This window comes from Bradyrhizobium sp. USDA 4454 (genome assembly GCF_054822705.1).
Genome location: NZ_JBTRCN010000001.1, coordinates 6,426,705 through 6,444,673, shown reverse-complemented (window position 1 = coordinate 6,444,673; position 17,969 = coordinate 6,426,705). Strand labels below are relative to the sequence as shown.

Annotated in this window: 12 protein-coding genes and 2 pseudogenes; 1 reads left to right on the top strand and 13 read right to left on the bottom strand. The window is 66.0% G+C overall.

The genetic code is table 11. The features are described from left to right. Window positions 1-3: 3 nt before the first annotated feature. The 13 genes and pseudogenes from ACVIW0_RS29940 to ACVIW0_RS29880 form a co-directional block, all read right to left on the bottom strand. Window positions 4-2,899, bottom strand: a pseudogene (locus ACVIW0_RS29940) (flotillin family protein). 26 nt (window positions 2,900-2,925) lie between these two features. Beyond that, a complete protein-coding gene (locus tag ACVIW0_RS29935; protein ID WP_461355621.1) occupies window positions 2,926-3,759 on the bottom strand; it encodes a phosphoenolpyruvate hydrolase family protein in 834 nt (277 codons plus the stop codon). Between the two features lie 3 nt (window positions 3,760-3,762). Continuing rightward, a complete protein-coding gene (locus tag ACVIW0_RS29930; RefSeq protein ID WP_461355620.1) occupies window positions 3,763-5,973 on the bottom strand; it encodes a Tm-1-like ATP-binding domain-containing protein in 2,211 nt (736 codons plus the stop codon). After that, entirely contained in the window at window positions 5,966-6,748 is a 783-nt protein-coding gene (locus ACVIW0_RS29925; RefSeq protein ID WP_028338492.1) for an ABC transporter ATP-binding protein, read from the bottom strand. Before ACVIW0_RS29925 ends, ACVIW0_RS29930 begins: the two co-directional genes overlap by 8 nt. Continuing rightward, a complete protein-coding gene (locus ACVIW0_RS29920) occupies window positions 6,741-7,826 on the bottom strand; it encodes a branched-chain amino acid ABC transporter permease (RefSeq protein WP_461355619.1) in 1,086 nt (361 codons plus the stop codon). The genes ACVIW0_RS29925 and ACVIW0_RS29920 overlap by 8 nt, the downstream gene beginning before the upstream one ends. Before the next feature lies 1 nt (window position 7,827). Further along, window positions 7,828-8,838 carry a branched-chain amino acid ABC transporter permease gene (locus tag ACVIW0_RS29915; RefSeq protein ID WP_461355618.1) on the bottom strand — a complete coding sequence of 337 codons (1,011 nt, stop codon included), beginning with the start codon at window positions 8,836-8,838 and terminating at the stop codon, window positions 7,828-7,830. A 121-nt stretch (window positions 8,839-8,959) separates the two neighbouring features. Beyond that, window positions 8,960-9,778, bottom strand: coding sequence for an AraC family transcriptional regulator (locus tag ACVIW0_RS29910; RefSeq protein WP_461355617.1), 819 nt, complete (start codon window positions 9,776-9,778; stop codon window positions 8,960-8,962). Between the two features lie 136 nt (window positions 9,779-9,914). Beyond that, window positions 9,915-11,165 carry an ABC transporter substrate-binding protein gene (locus tag ACVIW0_RS29905; RefSeq protein WP_461355616.1) on the bottom strand — a complete coding sequence of 417 codons (1,251 nt, stop codon included), beginning with the start codon at window positions 11,163-11,165 and terminating at the stop codon, window positions 9,915-9,917. Between the two features lie 1,333 nt (window positions 11,166-12,498). Beyond that, window positions 12,499-12,696 carry a hypothetical protein gene (locus ACVIW0_RS29900; protein ID WP_461355615.1) on the bottom strand — a complete coding sequence of 66 codons (198 nt, stop codon included), beginning with the start codon at window positions 12,694-12,696 and terminating at the stop codon, window positions 12,499-12,501. A 150-nt stretch (window positions 12,697-12,846) separates the two neighbouring features. Further along, window positions 12,847-13,095: a DUF6894 family protein gene (locus ACVIW0_RS29895; RefSeq protein ID WP_461355614.1), complete on the bottom strand. Its 249-nt coding sequence runs from the start codon at window positions 13,093-13,095 to the stop codon at window positions 12,847-12,849. A gap of 80 nt (window positions 13,096-13,175) precedes the next feature. Continuing rightward, window positions 13,176-13,895 (bottom strand): SDR family NAD(P)-dependent oxidoreductase, encoded by a 720-nt coding sequence (locus ACVIW0_RS29890; RefSeq protein WP_461355613.1) that lies wholly within the window; start codon window positions 13,893-13,895, stop codon window positions 13,176-13,178. A 25-nt stretch (window positions 13,896-13,920) separates the two neighbouring features. Further along, window positions 13,921-15,165, bottom strand: coding sequence for an acyl-CoA dehydrogenase family protein (locus ACVIW0_RS29885; protein WP_461355612.1), 1,245 nt, complete (start codon window positions 15,163-15,165; stop codon window positions 13,921-13,923). A gap of 219 nt (window positions 15,166-15,384) precedes the next feature. Beyond that, window positions 15,385-16,320, bottom strand: a complete 936-nt coding sequence (locus tag ACVIW0_RS29880; RefSeq protein WP_461355611.1) for a helix-turn-helix domain-containing protein — start codon at window positions 16,318-16,320, stop codon at window positions 15,385-15,387. A gap of 647 nt (window positions 16,321-16,967) precedes the next feature. On the opposite strand from ACVIW0_RS29880, the pseudogene ACVIW0_RS29875 reads away from it, so the two are divergent. Next, window positions 16,968-17,954 (top strand): annotated as a pseudogene (locus ACVIW0_RS29875) (IS30 family transposase); the annotation flags it as partial. Window positions 17,955-17,969: the final 15 nt, after the last annotated feature.

Here is a 17,969-nt window from a genome sequence, read left to right as displayed (position 1 = left end):
AGCTCAGTCCTTCTTGCGCGGCGCGCGCTCAGGGCGCGGCGGCTCGCCGCCGGCCTCGGTTGCTGCCGGCTTGGCGTCGCCGCCGCCCTTGCGTGCGGAATCCTTGATGCCCTGCATGTCGCGGGCCTCGCGAATCAGGCCGGGCATTTTGGCGAGGCTGCCGCCCTCGACACCGATATCCGACAGGATCGAGTCGATCAGCGGCGCCTGCACGCGGTAGCGCAGTGCCGAATCGATCACCTCGTCGGTGGCGCTGCGGCCAGAACCACCGCCATTTCCATTGCCGTTGAGGCCGTCGACCTGGAGGATACGAATGCCTTCGATCTTCTCCATCGGCTTGACGCTCTCGCGCACGATGCCCTCGATCCGGTCGAGCAGCTTGCGGCGGAACAGCGAGTAGCGCGCCTGGTCGGTCAGGACGTTCTCGGCCTCGTTGAGCAGCCGCTGTGCCTCGGCCTCGACCGCGGCGCGGACGCGTTCGGCTTCGGCAGCGATCCTGGTCTCCTCCGCCTGCTTCTCGGCGAGCAGCACCTCGACCGTCTTGCGCCGCTTCGCGATCTCGCTCTCGCGGGCGGTCACGACGCGTTCGGCTGCTTCGGTGGCACGAATTCGCGCGTCCTCGGCCGCGGCGCGCGCCGCGGACTCTTCCAACGACTTCTGATGCAGCGCGATGGCCTTCTCCATCAGCGCGGTCTCGACGTCCTTTTCCCTGTTGACTTCGAGCTTGCGCAGCTCGCGTTCGCGGCCGATGCGGGCCTCGTCGAGACCACGGTCCGATGCGATCCGGGCGCGTTCGACCTCCTCGCGCGCGGCGATCTCGGCTTCCTGCAGCGACTGATTGCGGGCGACCTCGAGCTGCTCGATCGCGCGGCGCCGCGCGATCCGGGCTGCCTCCAGTGCCTGCTCGCGAGAGACGTCGGTGGTGTCGACTTCCTTGCGCGCCGTGATCTCTGCCTGCCGGACCTGCCGGTCGGCATCGATCCGCTCGGAACGCTTGGCGGCGAGCGCGATCACGCGCTCCTCGTCGGCAAGCTCGATCGTCTTCTTCTGGTCGATATTGAGCACTTCGCGGGTGCGCGACGAGGCGATCCGCTCGCTCTCCAGTGCCAGTTCGACATCGATGCGCTGCCGCTCGATGGCGTCGCGGCGCTTCAGCTCGGCGGCCTCGATCGCCTCGGTGCGCGCGACCTCGAGCTCGCGGGTCTCGCGCTCGGCCCGGATGCGTTGCGCGGCGACCGACTTCTCCTGTGAGATCCGCGCCGCCTCGATCGCTTCGCGTGAGGCGATGTCGGCTTCCTCGATCGCGCGGTTGCGGTCGATTTCGAGCGCGCGGACGTGCTCCTCCTGGGCAATCCGCGACGCCTCGGTGGCCTCGCGCGCGCTGATGCCTGCGATCTCGACGGCCTGGTTGCGCTCGATCTCGAGCTTGCGGGTGCTGTGGTCGGCCGCGATGCGCTCGGCAGCCAGCGTCTTCTCGCGGGCAATGCGGGCGGCCTCGACCGTCTTCTGCGCCTCGATCTCGGCTTCCTGGATGGTGCGCACCTGCTGGATCTCAAGTGCCCGGGTGCGTTCGTCGGAGGAGATGCGCTCGACATTGACCGTCATGGTTTGCGCGATGCGCGCCTTCTCGGTGGCCTCGCGGGCCGCGATCTCGGCCTCGTCGACGGCGCGGGTGCGCTCGATCTCGCGGGCGGCGGGTCTCTTCTTCATTAGCGATGCGGGCGTCGGTGACGACGCGGTCCTGCTGGATGCGGGCTTTCTCGATCGCCTCGCGGGCGGCGATCTCGGCTTCCTCGACCGTGCGCATCCGCTCGATCTCGCGCTGACGCACCTCGCGCTCCGACGCGATCCGCGTGGTATCGACCGAGCGCTGGTTGGCGATCCGGACCTTCTCGATCTCCTCGCGGGCCAGCAGCTCCTTTTCTTCGACCGCGCGGGTCCGCTCGATCTCCTTGTGCCTTGTCTCGCGCTCCGAAGCGATCCGGGCTTCGGTGATCGCCTGCTCATTGGCGATCCGCGCCTTCTCGATCGCTTCGCGGGCGGCGATCTGGGCCTGCTCGGACTCGGTCTCGCGCAGCGCGCGCTCGCGGGCGACTTCGGTGCGCTGCAGGGCGCGGCGCATCTCGATGTCGCGCTCCTGCTCGAGGCGGGCGGTCTCGCTCTCGCGCTCGATCTCCAGGGCCTGCCGCTCGGCTTCGAGATTGCGGGAACGGATCTTGATCATCGAGTCCTGCTCGATGTCGTTGCGCAGCTTGCGCTTGGCCTCGATATCCTCCATCAGGCGGGTCAAGCCTTCGGCGTCGAAGCGGTTCGAGGGGTTGAAATATTCGAGGTCGGTCTGATCGAGATCGGTGATCGCGACGGATTCCAGCTCGAGGCCGTTCTGCGCCAGCGCTTCGGCGGCATTGGCCTTGACCCGCGCGACATAGTCGCCGCGCTGCTCGTGCATCTGCTCCATCGTCATCTCGGAGGCGACCGAGCGGATCGCGGAGATGAACTTGCCGGAGAGCAGGGTATGAAGCTGCCCGGGCTCCATGGTGCGGCGGCCGAGCGTGGCGGCGGCGATCGAGACCGCCTCGCGGGTCGGCTGGACCCGGACGTAGAAATCGGCCTCGATGTCGACCCGCATCCGGTCGCGGGTGATCACGGCGTCCTGGCGCGAGCGCACGATCCCCATCGGCAGCACGTTCATGTTGACAGGCGTGTAGTCGTGGATGAACGGCAGCACGAAGGCGCCGCCATTGATCACCACGCGTTCGCCGAGGAAGCCGGTGCGGACGAAGGAAACCTCCTTCGACGAGCGGTGATACAGCCAGTTCACGACATAGACGATGATGACGATCGCGACGATTGCGACGATGAGCCAGAGGATCAATTCACCGACCAGCATCCCCGACATCTCTTCCTCCCTTGGTCACGGCGGCTCTAGCGCGCACCGATCGCCTTGAATTTGCGAACCTGGTCCGTCAGCGCCCGTTCCACCGGCAGACGCTCCATCGAGGAGGCGCCGTAGAAGCCGTGGCAGTTGCGGGTCTGCTTCATGATGAAATCGGCATCCGCCGGGTCCGCGATCGGACCGCCATGCGCGAGCACGATGATGTTCGAATTGACGCTGAGTGCGGCCTCGGCCCAGGCCTCGATGCGGGCAGGGCAGTCTTCAAGCTTCAACGCAGTCTGCGCGCCGATCGTGCCGCCGGTGGTCAGGCCCATGTGGCAGACGATGATGTCGGCGCCGGCGATCGCCATCGCGGTCGCTTCCTGCTCGCTGAACACGTAGGGCGTCGTCAGCATGTTCTTGTCATGCGCCTTCGCGATCATGTCGATCTCGAGCGCGTAGGACATGCCGGTTTCTTCAAGGTTGGCGCGGAAGGTGCCGTCGATCAGGCCGACGGTCGGGAAGTTCTGCACGCCGGCGAAGCCGAGCGCCTTGAGCTGGTCGAGGAACACATCCATGTCGCGGAACGGGTCGGTGCCGTTGACCCCGGCGAGCACCGGCGTATTGGTAACGACCGGCAAGACCTCGCCGGCCATCTCGACGACGATGGCGTTGGCGTCGCCATAGGGCATCAGGCCGGCGAGCGAGCCGCGCCCGGCCATGCGGTAGCGGCCCGAATTGTAGATCACGATCAGGTCGACGCCGCCGGCTTCCTCGCATTTCGCCGACAGTCCGGTGCCGGCGCCGCCGCCGACGATCGGCTCGCCGCGTGTGATCATGGCGTGAAACTTCTTCAGCAGTGCCGCGCGTTCAAACCGGGCCATGGGTTACCTCGCCACTCTCCGCCGGCCACCGGCGCGTCCGAGCAGCGGACGGAATGCGCTGACGATGGCGGCGGTGAACTCGGGATCGTTGATGTTGCGCTTGATGCGGATGATCTGCCGGTTGCCGGTCTGACGTACGGTGCGCTCCAGCGCGCCGAACAAGGCCGCGTCGGCATCGGGATCCCAGAACGGCTGGCCGGGCGCATCGAGCGCAGAGACGCCGCCTTCGGCCAGGAAGAAACGCACCGGCCCGTCCATCTGGTTGAGGCGCTCGCCGATCCAGCGGCCGATGCGCTCATTTTCTACCGGCGTGGTCCGCATCAACGTGACTTGCGGATTGTGGACGTGGAATTTGCGCTGCCGGTAGCGCTCCGGGATGGTGTCGGGTGCGCCGAAGTTCACCATGTCCAGCGCGCCGACCGAGCCGACATAGGGTACGCGGCTGCGGATGATGGCGCCGAAGCGATCCTCGGTCGCCGGGAACACGCCGCCCATCAGCAGGTCGCAGACCTCGGTCGTGGTGAGGTCGATGACGCCGGCGAGCTGGCCGGACTCGACCAGTTTCTCCATCGAGCGGCCGCCGACGCCGGTAGCGTGGAACACGAGGCATTCGAAATCCTCGCGCAGCTCGGCCGCGATCTTCTGCACCGCCGGCGTGGTGACGCCGAACATGGTGATGCCGATGGAGGGAAGCCGCACGCCTGTGTCGCGCTGCTTGCTCGCCTGTTCATCGAGCCGCGCCTTGACCATGCCGACCAGCGCGTGAGCGCCGTTGCCGAGCACCGTGCGCGAGATCGAGTTGAGGCCCTGCACGTCGGTCACCGAATACATCATGGTGATGTCGGCGGGGCCGACGTAGGGACCGACATCGCCTGACGCGACCGAGGAGATGATGAGTTTCGGCACGCCGACCGGCAGCGCGCGCATTCCGGGCGCGACCAGTGACGCGCCGCCGGAGCCGCCGGCGGAGATGATCCCGGCGACATCACCCTGACGGCGCAGCCATCGCTCGAAGGCGTCTGCCATCGCCGTCACGGAAGCGCCGCGATCGGTGCCGAACACACCAGCGCCGCCGCGGCCATGGTTCAGCGCAATCTCCTGCGCGGTGACGTCGCAGCTCGCCGCCTTGCCGCTGGTCGAGATGTCGACCAGCCGGGTGCGCAGGCCGCTGCCGGCAATGATATCGCGGATGAAGCGCAGCTCGGCACCCTTGGTGTCGAGCGTGCCGACAACCAGCACGACCGGTGGCCCCGCTGTCCTGGACGTCGCGGGTTCGCGCCGCGTACGGGTGGCCTCTTCAAGCCGCGTCACTCCGGCGGACTGCGTCCGCGCTGCCGCTTCGATGCGGGCGATCGACACCGGCTGCGACCAGCGCGTCGGCAGCACGGGATTGGAGACGTAGATGCGGGTCGGACCCCTGCGCTCCGGCTGCGGCGCGCCGGGTGCGTCAGCTTTCGCCGGTGCCGTCTCTGCATCGGTCTCATCCGAGCCGTGGGTGCCGACACCCAGCAACCGCTGTTGCAACTCGCGGTCGGTCGCAAGACGCGCGGAGTCGATGATGCGGTTGATCCGGCCATTGACCATGATGGCGACGTTGCGCGACACCGCAGTCGCTACGCCGATGTTCTGCTCGATGACCAGCACGGAGATGTCGCCCTCGTCGCCGAGGCGCAGCAGCATCTCCTCGACCTGCGCGACGATCACGGGCGCAAGACCCTCGGTCGGCTCGTCCATGATCAGAAGCTGCGGATTGGTCAACAATGCGCGGGAGATCGCGAGCATCTGCTGCTCGCCGCCGGAGAGCTGGTTGCCGCCGTTGGTCTTGCGCTCGGCGAGGCGCGGGAAGGTGTCGTAGATGCGCTCGATGGTCCAGGCGCCTCGACGCAGGCCGGCGGCCAGCGCCAGGTGTTCGTCGACGGTGAGCGAGCGCCACAGCCGGCGGCCCTGCGGCACGTAGCCGACGCCGAGCCGGGCGATCCGCGCCGGATTCAGCCGCGTGACTTCCTCGCCGCGAATCCGGATCGAGCCGCCGCTGGCGCGCGCCAGCCCCATGATGGCCTTGCACAGCGTGGTCTTGCCCATGCCGTTGCGGCCGACCACCGAGAACACGCCGGAGTCCAGCGTGAGATCGACGCCCTGCAGCGCGTGCGAATGGCCGTAATAGACGTCGAGGCCCTTGACCTCGAGCGCGGGCGCAGTGCGGCGGTCATTCATGGCCGCCTCCGAGATAAAGCTCCTGCACCTCGGGATCGGACTCGATCTCGCGCGGCAGGCCTTCCTTGAAGATGCGGCCGTTATGCATCATCGTCACGCTCTCGACCACGCGCAGCGCGACGTCCATGTCGTGCTCGATGATGATGTAGCCGATATGCGCGGGCAGCGACGTCAGGATCTCGATCAGCTCGCGCCGCTCGGTCGGCGACAGTCCGGCCGCGGGCTCGTCGAACAGGATGAAGCGCGGCGCGCCAGCGAGCGCCAGCGCGATCTCGAGCTGCCGCTGCTGGCCATGCGCCAGCTCGGCGACGCGCTGGTCCTTCACGTTCGCGAGATGCACCGCCTGCACCAGCGTTTCGGTCGCGTGCATCAGCGCATCGTTCTGCCCCGGACGGAGGAACGAGAAGCGGCCGCGGGAGACGCCGCGGCAGGCGAGATAGACATTGTCCTGCACCGTGAGGCCGGGAAACAGCGCCGAGATCTGGTAGGTGCGGCGCAGGCCGCGGCGGATGCGCTCATAGGGCGGGAACTGGGTGATGTCCTCGCCGAAGAAGCGGATGGTGCCCGAGGAGGGCGGGAAGTCGCCGGTGATGCAGTTGAACAGGGTGGTCTTGCCGGCGCCGTTCGAGCCGAGCACCGCGCGGCGTTCGCCGGGTCGCACGGTGATGGTGACGTCGGTCAACGCCGCCAACGCGCCGAACAGCCGGGTCACGCCGCGCAGCTCGAGCGCTGCGCCGGCGCCGACCACGGACAGCCGCTGCGCGACGCTATCCATGGCGGCCTCCGCCGGAACGTTGCGTCGCGGATGCATGGCGCCGCCGCCAGCGTTCCCACAGGCCGATCACGCCGTCGGACGACCAGAACACGATGGCGAGGAAGCCGAGCCCGATCAGCAATCGGAAGCGGTTGCCGTCGAGCCCGAACTTGATCAGCACGTCGAGCGCGAAGGTGCGCAGCAGCACGAAGATCAGCGCACCGATGAACGGGCCGATCGGCCGCGTTATGCCGCCGACCACGGCGATGATCAGCACGTCGATGCAGGCGCCGACGCTGACCGAGCCGGGTGAGATCTGCCGGTAATTCCAGACCTGCAGCACGCCGCCGAGTGCAGCGATGAAGGCGGCGAAGGCGTAGGCGGCGATGCGGTGCGCATTGGGATTGAAGCCGAGCGCCGCCATGCGGCGCGAATTGTCGCGCACGCCCTGCAGCGCGAGGCCGAATGGCGCGCGCGAGACATACTGGACGGCGAAGTAGCAGATCGCGGCGACGCCGAGCGTCACATAGTAGAAGGCGATATCGCTGCGCCAGTCGACGCCCCAAAACTGCGGTGTCGCGACGGTGTTGATGCCGGTGTGGCCGTTGAAGATCGCCCAGTTCTGGTTGGTGAAATAGTAGAACGCGGCGCCGATCGCCAGCGTGATCATGATGGTGTAGATGCCTTCGGTGCGCACCGCCAGCGCACCGCCGAGCGTGCCGAACAGCGTCGCCAGTGCCAGCGCCATCGGCGTTGCCAGCCACCACGGCCAGCCGAGGCTGATATTGGCGTTGCCGCTGATGCCGAACACCGCGACCATGTAGCCGGCGAAGCCCGCGATGGTGAGCTGCATCAGGCTGACCATGCCGCCATAGCCGGCGAGGAACATCAGGCTGAGCGCGATGATGCCGAGGATCAGCGTGGTGGCGAAGATCTCGATCAGGAAGAAGCCGTTGGCGATCAGCGGCATGATGACGAGGATCAGCGCCACCAGCCAGGCTGCCGGGTTCTGGAATTCCGGCCAGGCGCGGACCAGGCCGCGGCGGGTCGTGCTGGCGGATGGATCGGGGCGGAACTGGGTGCTCTGCAGCAACGACATCTCATCGCCTCGCGAGCAGGCCCTGCGGCCGCAGCGCCAGCACCAGCACCATGATCAGGAAGGTGACGACGATGGCGTAGGTCGGGATGTAGACCGAGCCGAGCTGCTCGGCGAGGCCAATGATGATGGCGCCGAGCGCGGCTCCCGGGATCGAGCCCATGCCGCCCACGATCACGACCACCAGCGACGCCAGCAGGAAGCGGGTGTCCTCGCCCGGCGACAGCGACTGGAAGGTGCCGCCGACCACGCCGGCGATGCCGGCAAGCCCCGCGCCTAGCGCGAACACCAGCACGAACACGAGCTGGATCCGCACCCCGGTCGCGGCCAGGATGTCGCGGTCGTCGACCCCGGCGCGCACGATCATGCCGATCCGCGTCCGATTGAGCGCCAGCCACATCGCGATCCCGATCACGACCGAGGCCAAGAAGATCACCAGCCGCACCAGCGGATATTGCAGATAGACGGGCTCGCCGGATGACTTGATCGCGGTGAGCAGCGGCAGCTGCACCGGGCCGATCAGCCAGCTCGGGGTCTGGACCTGGTAGAAGTCGCCGCCGAACACCCAGAGCATCAGGTCGGCGAACACGATCGAGAGCCCGATCGTGACCATGGTCTGCCGGAGGTCCTGTCCCTCCATGCGGCGGAACACGACGAGTTGCAGGATCACACCGACCAGCGCCACCGCGACGAACGCGACGATGAAGGAGAGTATCCACGACCCGGTCCAGGTGCTGATCGCGTAGCCGATATAGCCGCCGAACAGATAGAGCGAGCCGTGCGCGAGGTTGACGTTGCGCATCAACCCGAAGATCAGCGTGAAGCCGCTGGCGACCAGGAAATACAGCCCGCCGAGCGTGATGCCGTTCAGCACGGCATTGAGGAACACGCGCTTGCGGCCGATCGCGGCCTCCAGCCCCGGCGGCCAGATCGCGAACACCAGCCACGCGAGCACCGCGACCGCGATGATCACGATCAGCGCCCAGGCCGGATGGCGTTCGATGAACCTGGCCATCTCCGTCGCGTTCCCTCAACTGGTCGCGACCGTCTGCCGGGCCGCGTGTCCGGTATCCTATCGAGGGCGAAGGCTGCGGATTTGATCGAGAGTATCTTTTATCGTGTGGCGGGAACTCCCTTCACGGCCGCAACACCTTGGCGGCGCGGCGATAGTCGGTCGGCGCCATGCCGACATTGGCGGCGAAGAAGCGGGTGAAGCCGCTCTGCGAGGAGAAGCCGAGATCGAAGCCGATATCGGCGATCGGCGTCTCGGTCGCGACCAGCGCATCCAGCGCCTGCTCCATGATCAGCGTGTTCATGTAGAGGTGAGGGGTCACGCCGGTCTGGGTCCGGAACAGTCGGTAGAAATGCGGCCGCGACAACCCCGCCTCGCGCGCGATTGCGTCGAGCTCGATCTCGGCGCCGGGGCTTTCCGACATCAGCTTGATCGATTTGCGGACCCGGAAGTCGGTCACGGCGGCGGCGGCTGGCGCGCCCTCGGCGGCCTGCCAGCTCTCCTCGTAGCAGGAATCGATCAGCTGCCGGAGCTCGCAATCGAGGCTGCGCAGCGACGGCGCGCCGCACACCAGTGCTGCGGTGCGGCGGATCAGCCGGTCGAGTGCCTCGGTGCGGGGAAAGAAGGTGCGTCCGAACCGCATCGCCTGCGCGTTGGCGGGCTGCGCCGTGAACCATTCGGCGTTGACATAGAGCACGAAGAAGATCGCGCCGTGATCCATGTCGGTCGGCAGAAAATTGTGCGGCTCCCACGGGTTGACCGCGACCACGGTGTCGTCCTTGAGCAGCCAGCGCTGCTCGGCGACATCGATCTGCGCCGGCGTGCCGCCGACATGAAATATCAAGTGCCCTTCGCGGTGCGCATGCACGTTGAAGGGACGGTTCAACTGATAGACCGTCGCGCGGCCGAACCGGCCGTGGAAGACGGCAAGCGCCCTGCTCATGCCTCCCCTCCCGCGGGATGTTCTTGTCTTTTCGACAAGCGTTCATCATCCGCCCGCGGAAAGCAAGGGCGAGCAGGGCTCTCGATGCAACCGCGCGCCACGCCGCTGCCGTCTTGCCTGCACTGCAACAAATACGTCAGTACTTCTTGCACTCCGGAACCGTGCGGCTCGGCAGGCCGATCTTGGCGAACACCGCCGGATCGTAGCCCAGCGTCTGGTTGACGTTCGGGATCACCTTCACGACCTTGGAGAACAGCGCGCCCTTGCCGTCATCGACCACCTCGGTGACGAAATTGGTGCCAATCGCCTGGCGGTTGGCATCGAGCTTGATCTTGCCGTTCGGCGCGTCGATCTCGATCTTGGCCAGCGCCTCCTTCAGCTTGGCCTGGTTGTTGGAGAGATCGCCATTGACCTGCCGCAGCGCCAGGATCAGCGCCATGGTCGAGCCGTAATAGTTGGTGGCGAGCAGCGACGGGCTCGGGAAGCGTTTGCTCTCCGGGAACGAGTCCTGATAGGCCTTCACGAACTTCTGCCAATTCGGATCCTCCCAGGTATCGGCCTGGCCGCTGGCTGCGATGGTGCCGACCAGCGCGTTCTTGGCGCTGCCCTTTGAGGACAGGATGGTCTGGTCGATCATGATCGAGCCGCCCATCAGGTGCGCCTTGCCGCCGGCCTGCTGATACTGGTTGAGGAAGTTGACCGCGTCGGCGCCGCCGAGGCCGAGATAGATCGCATCGACATCGTCGGGCAGTGCGGCGATCACCGAGGCGAAATCCTTGGTGCCGAGCGGCACCCATTGCCGGTTGGTGACCTGGCCGCCGGCGGCGCAGAATTCCAGCACCAGGCCGAACACCTGGGTGTAGATGAAGGAATAGTCCTCGCCGACGGTCGCGATCTTGCGATAGCCCTTGGTCTCATAGGCGTACTTGCCAAGGCCGACCTGCCACTGCGCGCCGTCCATGTTGTAGCGGAAGAAGTTCGGCGCCGGATCGACATAGGTCGTCTCCTGCGCGCCGGAGGCGGCGTTGACGAAGGTCAGCTCCGGATGGGTTTTTGCAAAATTCTTCACCGCGATGCCTTCGTCGCCGGACAGCGGCGACAGCAGGATCTGCACCTTGTCCTGCTCGATCAGCTTGCGCACCGCGCGCACCGCGGAGTCCGGCGTCGCGTCGGTCGACGCGACGATGAACTCGAGCTCCTTGTCGCCGACCTTCTTGCCGAGCACGTTGAGCGCGGTCTGGTGGCCGCGCATGCCGTCCTCGCCGAGCACCGTATAGGTGCCCTCGAGCGTGGCGGTGACGCCGACCTTGATCTTCTCCTGGGCGAATGCCGTGTCCGAAAGCAACAGGCTGCTCAACGCAATCAGTCCCAAACTGCCCTTCAACATCGCTGTCCTCCCTCTGTGTTGTCGCCGGAATCCACCTGGCCTCGCATCTGGCGCGCGAAGGCCGATCGGCGTCCGGTTGTTGGCGGCAAAGCTAGCCGAAGGCGGGCGCGCCGCGGATGTCGTCGCTGCCGTCTGGCTTAACGGGCAGTCTCATTTTGATTGTTGCGCCGCAGCGCGGTTCACGGCGCAATGCTGCGGTGTCGTAACCATACCAACCCCGTCATCCTGAGAGGATGTGAAGCTTTGTCCTCATCCACTGTTGTCGTCGCCCGACTCGACCGGGCGACCCAGTACGGCGCGGCCTATCGGCTCAAGCACGGCCGTCTCCGTAATACTGGATCACCCGCATATGCGCGGGTGATGACACTGAGCAAGCTGAGTAAGCCAATTCCGTCATCCTGAGGAGCCGCGGAACGCGCGTCTCGAAGGATCGACGGCCACCAGCCGGGCCGTGCATCCTTCGAGACGCCGCTTCGCGGCTCCTCAGGATGACGGGGATACGTTTGCGCAAACATCCGCATTCTCGCGACATGATTTGCCCGAGCTTTGCATTTCGTTTCGCCGCTCCGGAAGACAGAGGGCGCAGGGAAAGCCGGGTGCCGATCGCACCCATGGGTCCGGTGCAATAAAAAAGCACCGGAGGTCGGACCACAGGTGTAACCGGAAACATCCCGGCTTTCCCTGCGCGATGGTTTTACGGCTTATACGTGCTCGCCCCGGTGAGACTGGGCTTGTTTGTCACCGTCGCTGCGAAACGCTTGCGCGTTCCGCTAGGAGACACCTGCCGCTAGGGCGTCAGGTCTGCACGACTTCGCCGTCCGCCACATCGCGCACGTCGTCAGTGCGCAACAGCGGCCACCGCATCTCACCGCAACACTCCTGACGATGCGCAGCGCCCCTCGATCGGGTGAGACGCGCATATTGAACATCTGAGTTGGGTGGCTTGTCAAGACAAATTCGGAAAAAACGAAGCGTCGTGATCGTGCGGTATGTGTGTCGTACGCGCAACGTCACAAGAGTTTCGTCGATCGGTGGGCCTGTTCGCGCTTCACAGCGTGGCCAATTCTCGGTCTAATCATGGCGGACCTGAGATGACTATTTTTATCCCAGAGACGTTCATTTGAGACCAGGTTCAAGAGGTCGCTGACCAGCGCCAGCGACCTCTTCGTGCTGCGTCAATGATTGCTGTCCGATGCCGATGCAGGTATGGGCTGTTGCGGCGTCGATCGGTTGGACGGCCGTCGTGGGCGTGACGCTGCTCTACATGATCTTCGGGCCTGGCTAACGCCGCGAGGGCGCGCCTTACTTCGCGCTTGCTTACTTCAGCGCTTGCCTACTTGGGTGCTTGGAGTCCCTTCGACGCAGCCCAGTCGTCCAGGTGCGAGGCCGTATCAGCCTGCCGTGCCTTCTTCAGAAGTGCGTCACGTTCTGCGCCGGGAGCGAGCTTCGCCGCTTCCGCGCGCGCCGCTTCGGCGAACGCGGCGAGCCGTTGCTGAAGGGATTCTGTCTGCGTAAACCGCCGTCGTTTCATGTTCTGAACTCCCTGTGGAGTGGTCGGGAGCGCAACCGGCGTCCTCATCACCGATGAAAGCCAGGGTCGTGCGGTGATGGAACCAGTATGGCAGGTCACCATGGAAAGGTATGTCCAATAGTGAACACAGGGCGAGGGTTTCTTCGTCGATCAGTTTCTGAACCGATCGTACCCGAAGACGCATTTCGCGCGGAAGATCGTGCCGCGCTCGTCTCTGACGCTCACCGAGAGCTCGCGGCCCGACTTGGCGCCAACCGCATCGGCCAGCGTGTCTCGTGCAAAATCGGCGAGGGCAAGCGCAGCCTCTTCCTGCGCCTCCATGACGTTGCGCAGGTCTATCCCTTCCTGGTCCAGGGACGCTGCCTCATCGTCTCGAAAATCGAAATAGTACCGGGGCATGAACCATCAACAGGTCATGTCGCGTACCGTTCCAATCGAAGTCCGTCTGGTACCGAGAGGTCGAGCCGGTATCGCCGCCGCTACGGCATGTGATGGCCGGCCGCCTGACCGCCGTCGACGTGCAGCACTTCGCCGGTGACGAATCCCGCGCCGTCGAGATAAAGCACCGCGTCGACGATGTCGGATATGTCGCCCATCCGGCCGACCGGGTGCAGCGCGGCCAACGCCGGGTGGGCCTCGCCCGGGTGCATCGGGGTCTTGATGATCCCGGGCGACACCGCGTTGACGCGAATGCCGCTCCTTGCATATTCGATGGCGAGCGCGCGGGTCGCGGCGTTCAGCCCGCCCTTGGTGAGCGAGGCGAGGGCGGCCGGCACACTGCTCATCGGCTGGTCGACCAGGCTTGTCGTAATCGTGACGACGTGGCCGTGACCCTGCTTGCTCATCAGTTCCAGCGCGCGCTGGGTCATGTGGAAGAAGCCGGTCACGTTGGTCGAGATGTAGCCGGCGTAATCATCCTGCGAGTAGGCCGTGAACGGCTTGGCCATGAAGATGCCGGCGTTGTTGACCAGTGTGTCGACGCGGCCAAAACGATCCAGCGCCGCCTTGAACACCTGCTCCGCCGTCTCGGGTGCGCCGACGTCGCCTGGCACCGCAACGAGATCCGCGTCGGTGCCCGGCTTGATCGAGCGCGATGTCGCAACGACCCGGCAGCCTCGATCCCTGAAGGCTTGGACGAGGCCGGCGCCGATGCCCTGCGATGCCCCGGTGATGACCGCGACTTTGCGCTCCGTGCTCATGATCGCACTCCTCTTAAAATGCAGGCTACGCTGCGCCGCTCGCCGCGAGCGGGCTGTAGTCGTTGCTCCCAAGCATCGTGTGCAGCTGCCGGCGTCGGATGCCGAGATTGCCGCCGTCGAAGATCGGCAGCGCCAGCGCGTCCTGGAGCAGGCGGCCGAACGGCGCTTCGTGGTCATAGCTGTCGATGCCGACGACGCGCATCAGATCGGTGATGACGCGCACCGCGGACTCCGAGCCGAAGATCTTGGCCTGCACCGAAAGCTCCTCGGCGGCCGGCGACTGGGTGTCGAGCGCATGGCAGGCGCGCCAGCTAAGAGTGCGCGCCGCCTCGATCGTGGTCTTGGCATCGGCGAGCGCGTATCCGACCGCCTGATGTTCGATGATCGGGTGAACGCCGCCGCGCTTTTCGGTGCGGGCAAAATCGAGTGCAAAGGAAAAGGCCGCGCGCATCAGCGCGACGCCGAAGATCCCGACCAGCGCCGCGGTGCCGGTGAACGCGGCTGCGGTCAGCGCGAGACCTGCGCCCTGCTGGCCGAGCAGATTGTGCAGCGGGGCTTTGACATTGTGCAGGCCGAACTGCGGGACCAGATGCGCCCGGTGACCGATGCTGTCGATCGCGCGTTCGAACACCAGCCCGCTCACCGGTCCCTGCACGGCAATGATCGAGATCGCGGCGTCGGCCGCGGCTGCGGGATCAGTGCGGCACACGATGGTCAGCAGATCGGCGCCATCGCGATTCCAGCCGGTGGCCGAGGACACCCATTTCTTGCGGCCGTTGATCACCCAATGATCGCCCTCGCGCCGCGCCGTGGTGCGGACGCCTTCGCCGGGCGGCGGCGAAGCGGCGTTGGCGCTGCCGCCCGGCTCGCTGGAGCAGAACGCGGCCAGCGGCGCGCCGCTGGTCTTCAGGAATGGTGCCAGCAGCCGCTGGCATTGCTCCGGCGTGCCGCCGAGCAGCAGCGGCAGCAGGCCGAGCACGCTGCCGAGCATGGTGAGCGTCACGCTCGGGTTCACGCTGTAGAATTCCTCGGCCAGGATCGCCATGTCGATCATGCCGGCATTGTCGCCGCCGGCCGGCGCCGGAATGCACTTGCGCAAATAGCCGGCCGCGACCATCGCCTCGTAGGTCGGCCTAGTGGCGAGAAAGCGCTGCTCCGGCGTTGCCAGCAACTCGGCCGACCTGGCCTCGGCCAGCACCTCCCGGGCGAATTTGCGGGACGCGAGTTGCAGCTCGCGCTGCGGCGCCGTGAGCGTGAAATCGATCGCCATGCCAATGCCTCCGTGTCGGCCGTTTGGGCAATGGCTATCGTGGTGCGGTCGGGAAATCTTGGACGGCAGCGCCAGATTTCTTGGCGCGGAGTGAACCGGGAAGCTGGATGCGATTGAGCGGAAACGTCATCGCGACGGCGCTGCGCTCCCTCGCCCCGTTCTTAGGGGAGAGGGTGCGGTGAGGGGCCGCACGCGGGGCGAGGTGAACCAGGTCGCGCTTCAGTGCGCGGCGCTGCGGCGGAATTCGCGCGGCGCGAGGCCGTTGCAGCGCTTGAACAGGCGGTTGAAATGCGAGATGTCGCGGAAGCCCGCGGCAAAGGCGATCTCGGCAATGGTCCTGTGGGCGGCGTTGCGGTCGAGCAGGGCACGCGTGCATGCGGCGATCCGCTGCTCGTTGACGTGCTCGCCGACGGAGCGGCCGGTGGCCGCAAACAGGCGGTGCACGTAGCGCTCGGAGCAGCGGAATTTTTTCGCCAGCGCCGGCGCGCCGAGCTCGGGGTCGTCGCTGTGGCGGGCGATATGGTCCAGCATGACAGACAGCAGCACCGGCGTATGCACGCGCTCGGCCGATAGATCGGCGAGGATATCGGGCGCGTGCGCGATCAATTCTGCGATATGCGTGCCGAGCATCGCCGAGGTTGTCGCGGGTTGGCGGCCGCCCAGGCAGAGCTCGGCATAGCTCGCCAGCGTCCGCGACAGCGCGCGGCCGGTTTCGGTCGCCGACAGGCTGAGCCGCGGACGATCGAACAGGGTGTCCGGCAACAGGCGCCGCGGCACCGCAAAGCAGAACAGCTCGAAGTGGTGCCGGTGGGCGATCTCGAACGGCCGCGTCGTATCGGCAACCGCAAGATCGCCGGGGGCGGAGATCTGCTCGTGGCCGCGCTGCGAGGTGCGCCCCAGGCCTTCGAGCTGGAGGTTGACGAAGCAGATGTCATCGGTGCTTGCAGCGATATGCGAGGCGAGCCGGTGCACGATGTGTCCGCTCGCCGTGACCCGCGATATCTGCAACGGCGCGGCATCGACCTTGCAGATCGCGCCGGCAAAGGACTCCTCGGCAATCCTGCGCGGCTCCAGCCGCACGAAGGCGGCTGCGAGGTCGTCTGCCCAACTGCCGAAGGGCTGATCCGGACGGGCCGGCCTGGTCGACCATTCCATGTGCGCCTCGTCACTGCGAAGGGCCCAGCCGGCGAAAGATATCGCCGGCCAAACCGGCGGTCAAATGCCGCCGGCGGCTGTTTCCCCTGCAAGGCGGAGGGCGATCGCATATGCAAAGCTCAGTGTCGTCCCGGCGTAGGCCGGGACCCATAACCACAGGGCCTTGTTGTTGAACAAGGCTGTGGCCCCAGCCCGCTTTTATCACCACGCCCTGTGGTTATGGGTCCCGGATCTGCGCTCCGCATCGCTGCGCTTGTCCGGGACGACGAAGTTCTTTTGCCATATGCGATTGCCCTGCTGGAAGGCGTGGCGCGTTCATGCGCGATCGGCGAAGTCACTTCGTGGTGTAGCCGCCGTTGACCAGGATGGTCTGCCCGGCCGCGGACGTAACTTGGCCTCGTGGTTCGAGACGCGCCGCAAGCGGCGCTCCTCACCATGAGGGTCTACCATTGTGCAGCAAAACAAGCCGTCATCCTGAGAGAGTGTGAATGAATTCAGTGTCGTCCTGGCGAAAGCCAGGACCCATTACCCCAATCGCCTGCTGTTGTGCGACGCTGGGGCCACTATCGCACTCTCAACGAACGCGGTGGTTATGGGTCCCCTGAGTTCACAAACGAAGTGCAACACTTCCTTGAGGAGGTGTTGCGATGGGGCGGAGTTACGAGCAGCTATCCCTGGACGAGCGATGCGAGATTGCCCGACTTTCAGCCAATGGCAGCTCGGTGCGGCAAATCGCGGCAGCTCTGGATCGCTCGCCATCAACGATCTCTCGGGAGCTGAACCGCAATTCTGGCGCCCAGGTCGGCTACAAACCCAACTATGCCCAGCAACAGATGCGAGCGCGGCGCTGGACGGGCGTACGCCTCGAACGGGAGCCCGGCCTGCGCCGCGCGGTCTTGGAGCGCCTTGGTCGGGGCTGGTCGCCCGAGCAGGTCGCGGGCCGGCTGGCCCGCGAACACGGCCGCAAGGTGATCTCCCACGAGACCATCTACCGCTTCATTTACGCCCAGATCCGACGCACCTCGGACTTCAGCTGGCGGCGTTATCTGCCACGCGGCAAGAGCAAACGCGGCTACCGCGGCAAGAAGGGCGGCAGTCCCGCAAGCTTCATCGAAGGCCGTGTTTCCTTGGATAAACGGCCCATCGAGGCCGACGATCGCAGCACCCCCGGTCATTGGGAAGCCGACCTGATGATGTTCTCCAAATACGGTCAGGCGATCCTGACCGTGCATGAGCGCACCTCGCGCCTGCTGCTCGGCATCCGCATCGCCAGCAAGCTCGCGCGCGGTATCGCCCGCCATCTCGTCCGCTTGTTTGCTGCCTTGCCGGAAGGCCTGTGCCAGACCGTTACCTTCGACAATGGCACCGAGTTCGCCTGTCACCTGGAGCTGCACCGCCTCGCGATCGAGACCTTCTTCTGCGATCCGCACGCGCCCTGGCAGAAGGGCGGCATCGAGAATGCGATCGGTCGGATGCGCCGCTTCATTCCGCGCAAAACCGATCTCGCGACCTTCCCGACGCGCCGCCTCCGCCAGTCCATCAACGCCTACAACAACACCCCGCGCAAATGCCTTGACTTCCAAACCCCTCTCGAGGCCTTCTCTCAAGTGTTGCACTTCGAGTGTGAATCCACCTCCTGGCTTTCGCCA

Excerpts from the sequence above, each read along its gene's own strand:
- ACVIW0_RS29885 (WP_461355612.1), bottom strand. The coding sequence starts at position 15,165 with ATGGCGATCGATTTCACGCTCACGGCGCCGCAGCGCGAGCTGCAACTC.
- ACVIW0_RS29920 (WP_461355619.1), bottom strand. The coding sequence starts at position 7,826 with ATGTCGTTGCTGCAGAGCACCCAGTTCCGCCCCGATCCATCCGCCAGC.
- ACVIW0_RS29910 (WP_461355617.1), bottom strand. The coding sequence starts at position 9,778 with ATGAGCAGGGCGCTTGCCGTCTTCCACGGCCGGTTCGGCCGCGCGACG.
- ACVIW0_RS29905 (WP_461355616.1), bottom strand. The coding sequence starts at position 11,165 with ATGTTGAAGGGCAGTTTGGGACTGATTGCGTTGAGCAGCCTGTTGCTT.
- ACVIW0_RS29900 (WP_461355615.1), bottom strand. The coding sequence starts at position 12,696 with ATGAAACGACGGCGGTTTACGCAGACAGAATCCCTTCAGCAACGGCTC.
- ACVIW0_RS29930 (WP_461355620.1), bottom strand. The coding sequence starts at position 5,973 with ATGAATGACCGCCGCACTGCGCCCGCGCTCGAGGTCAAGGGCCTCGAC.
- ACVIW0_RS29895 (WP_461355614.1), bottom strand. The coding sequence starts at position 13,095 with ATGCCCCGGTACTATTTCGATTTTCGAGACGATGAGGCAGCGTCCCTG.
- ACVIW0_RS29915 (WP_461355618.1), bottom strand. The coding sequence starts at position 8,838 with ATGGCCAGGTTCATCGAACGCCATCCGGCCTGGGCGCTGATCGTGATC.
- ACVIW0_RS29880 (WP_461355611.1), bottom strand. The coding sequence starts at position 16,320 with ATGGAATGGTCGACCAGGCCGGCCCGTCCGGATCAGCCCTTCGGCAGT.
- ACVIW0_RS29890 (WP_461355613.1), bottom strand. The coding sequence starts at position 13,895 with ATGAGCACGGAGCGCAAAGTCGCGGTCATCACCGGGGCATCGCAGGGC.
- ACVIW0_RS29925 (WP_028338492.1), bottom strand. The coding sequence starts at position 6,748 with ATGGATAGCGTCGCGCAGCGGCTGTCCGTGGTCGGCGCCGGCGCAGCG.
- ACVIW0_RS29935 (WP_461355621.1), bottom strand. The coding sequence starts at position 3,759 with ATGGCCCGGTTTGAACGCGCGGCACTGCTGAAGAAGTTTCACGCCATG.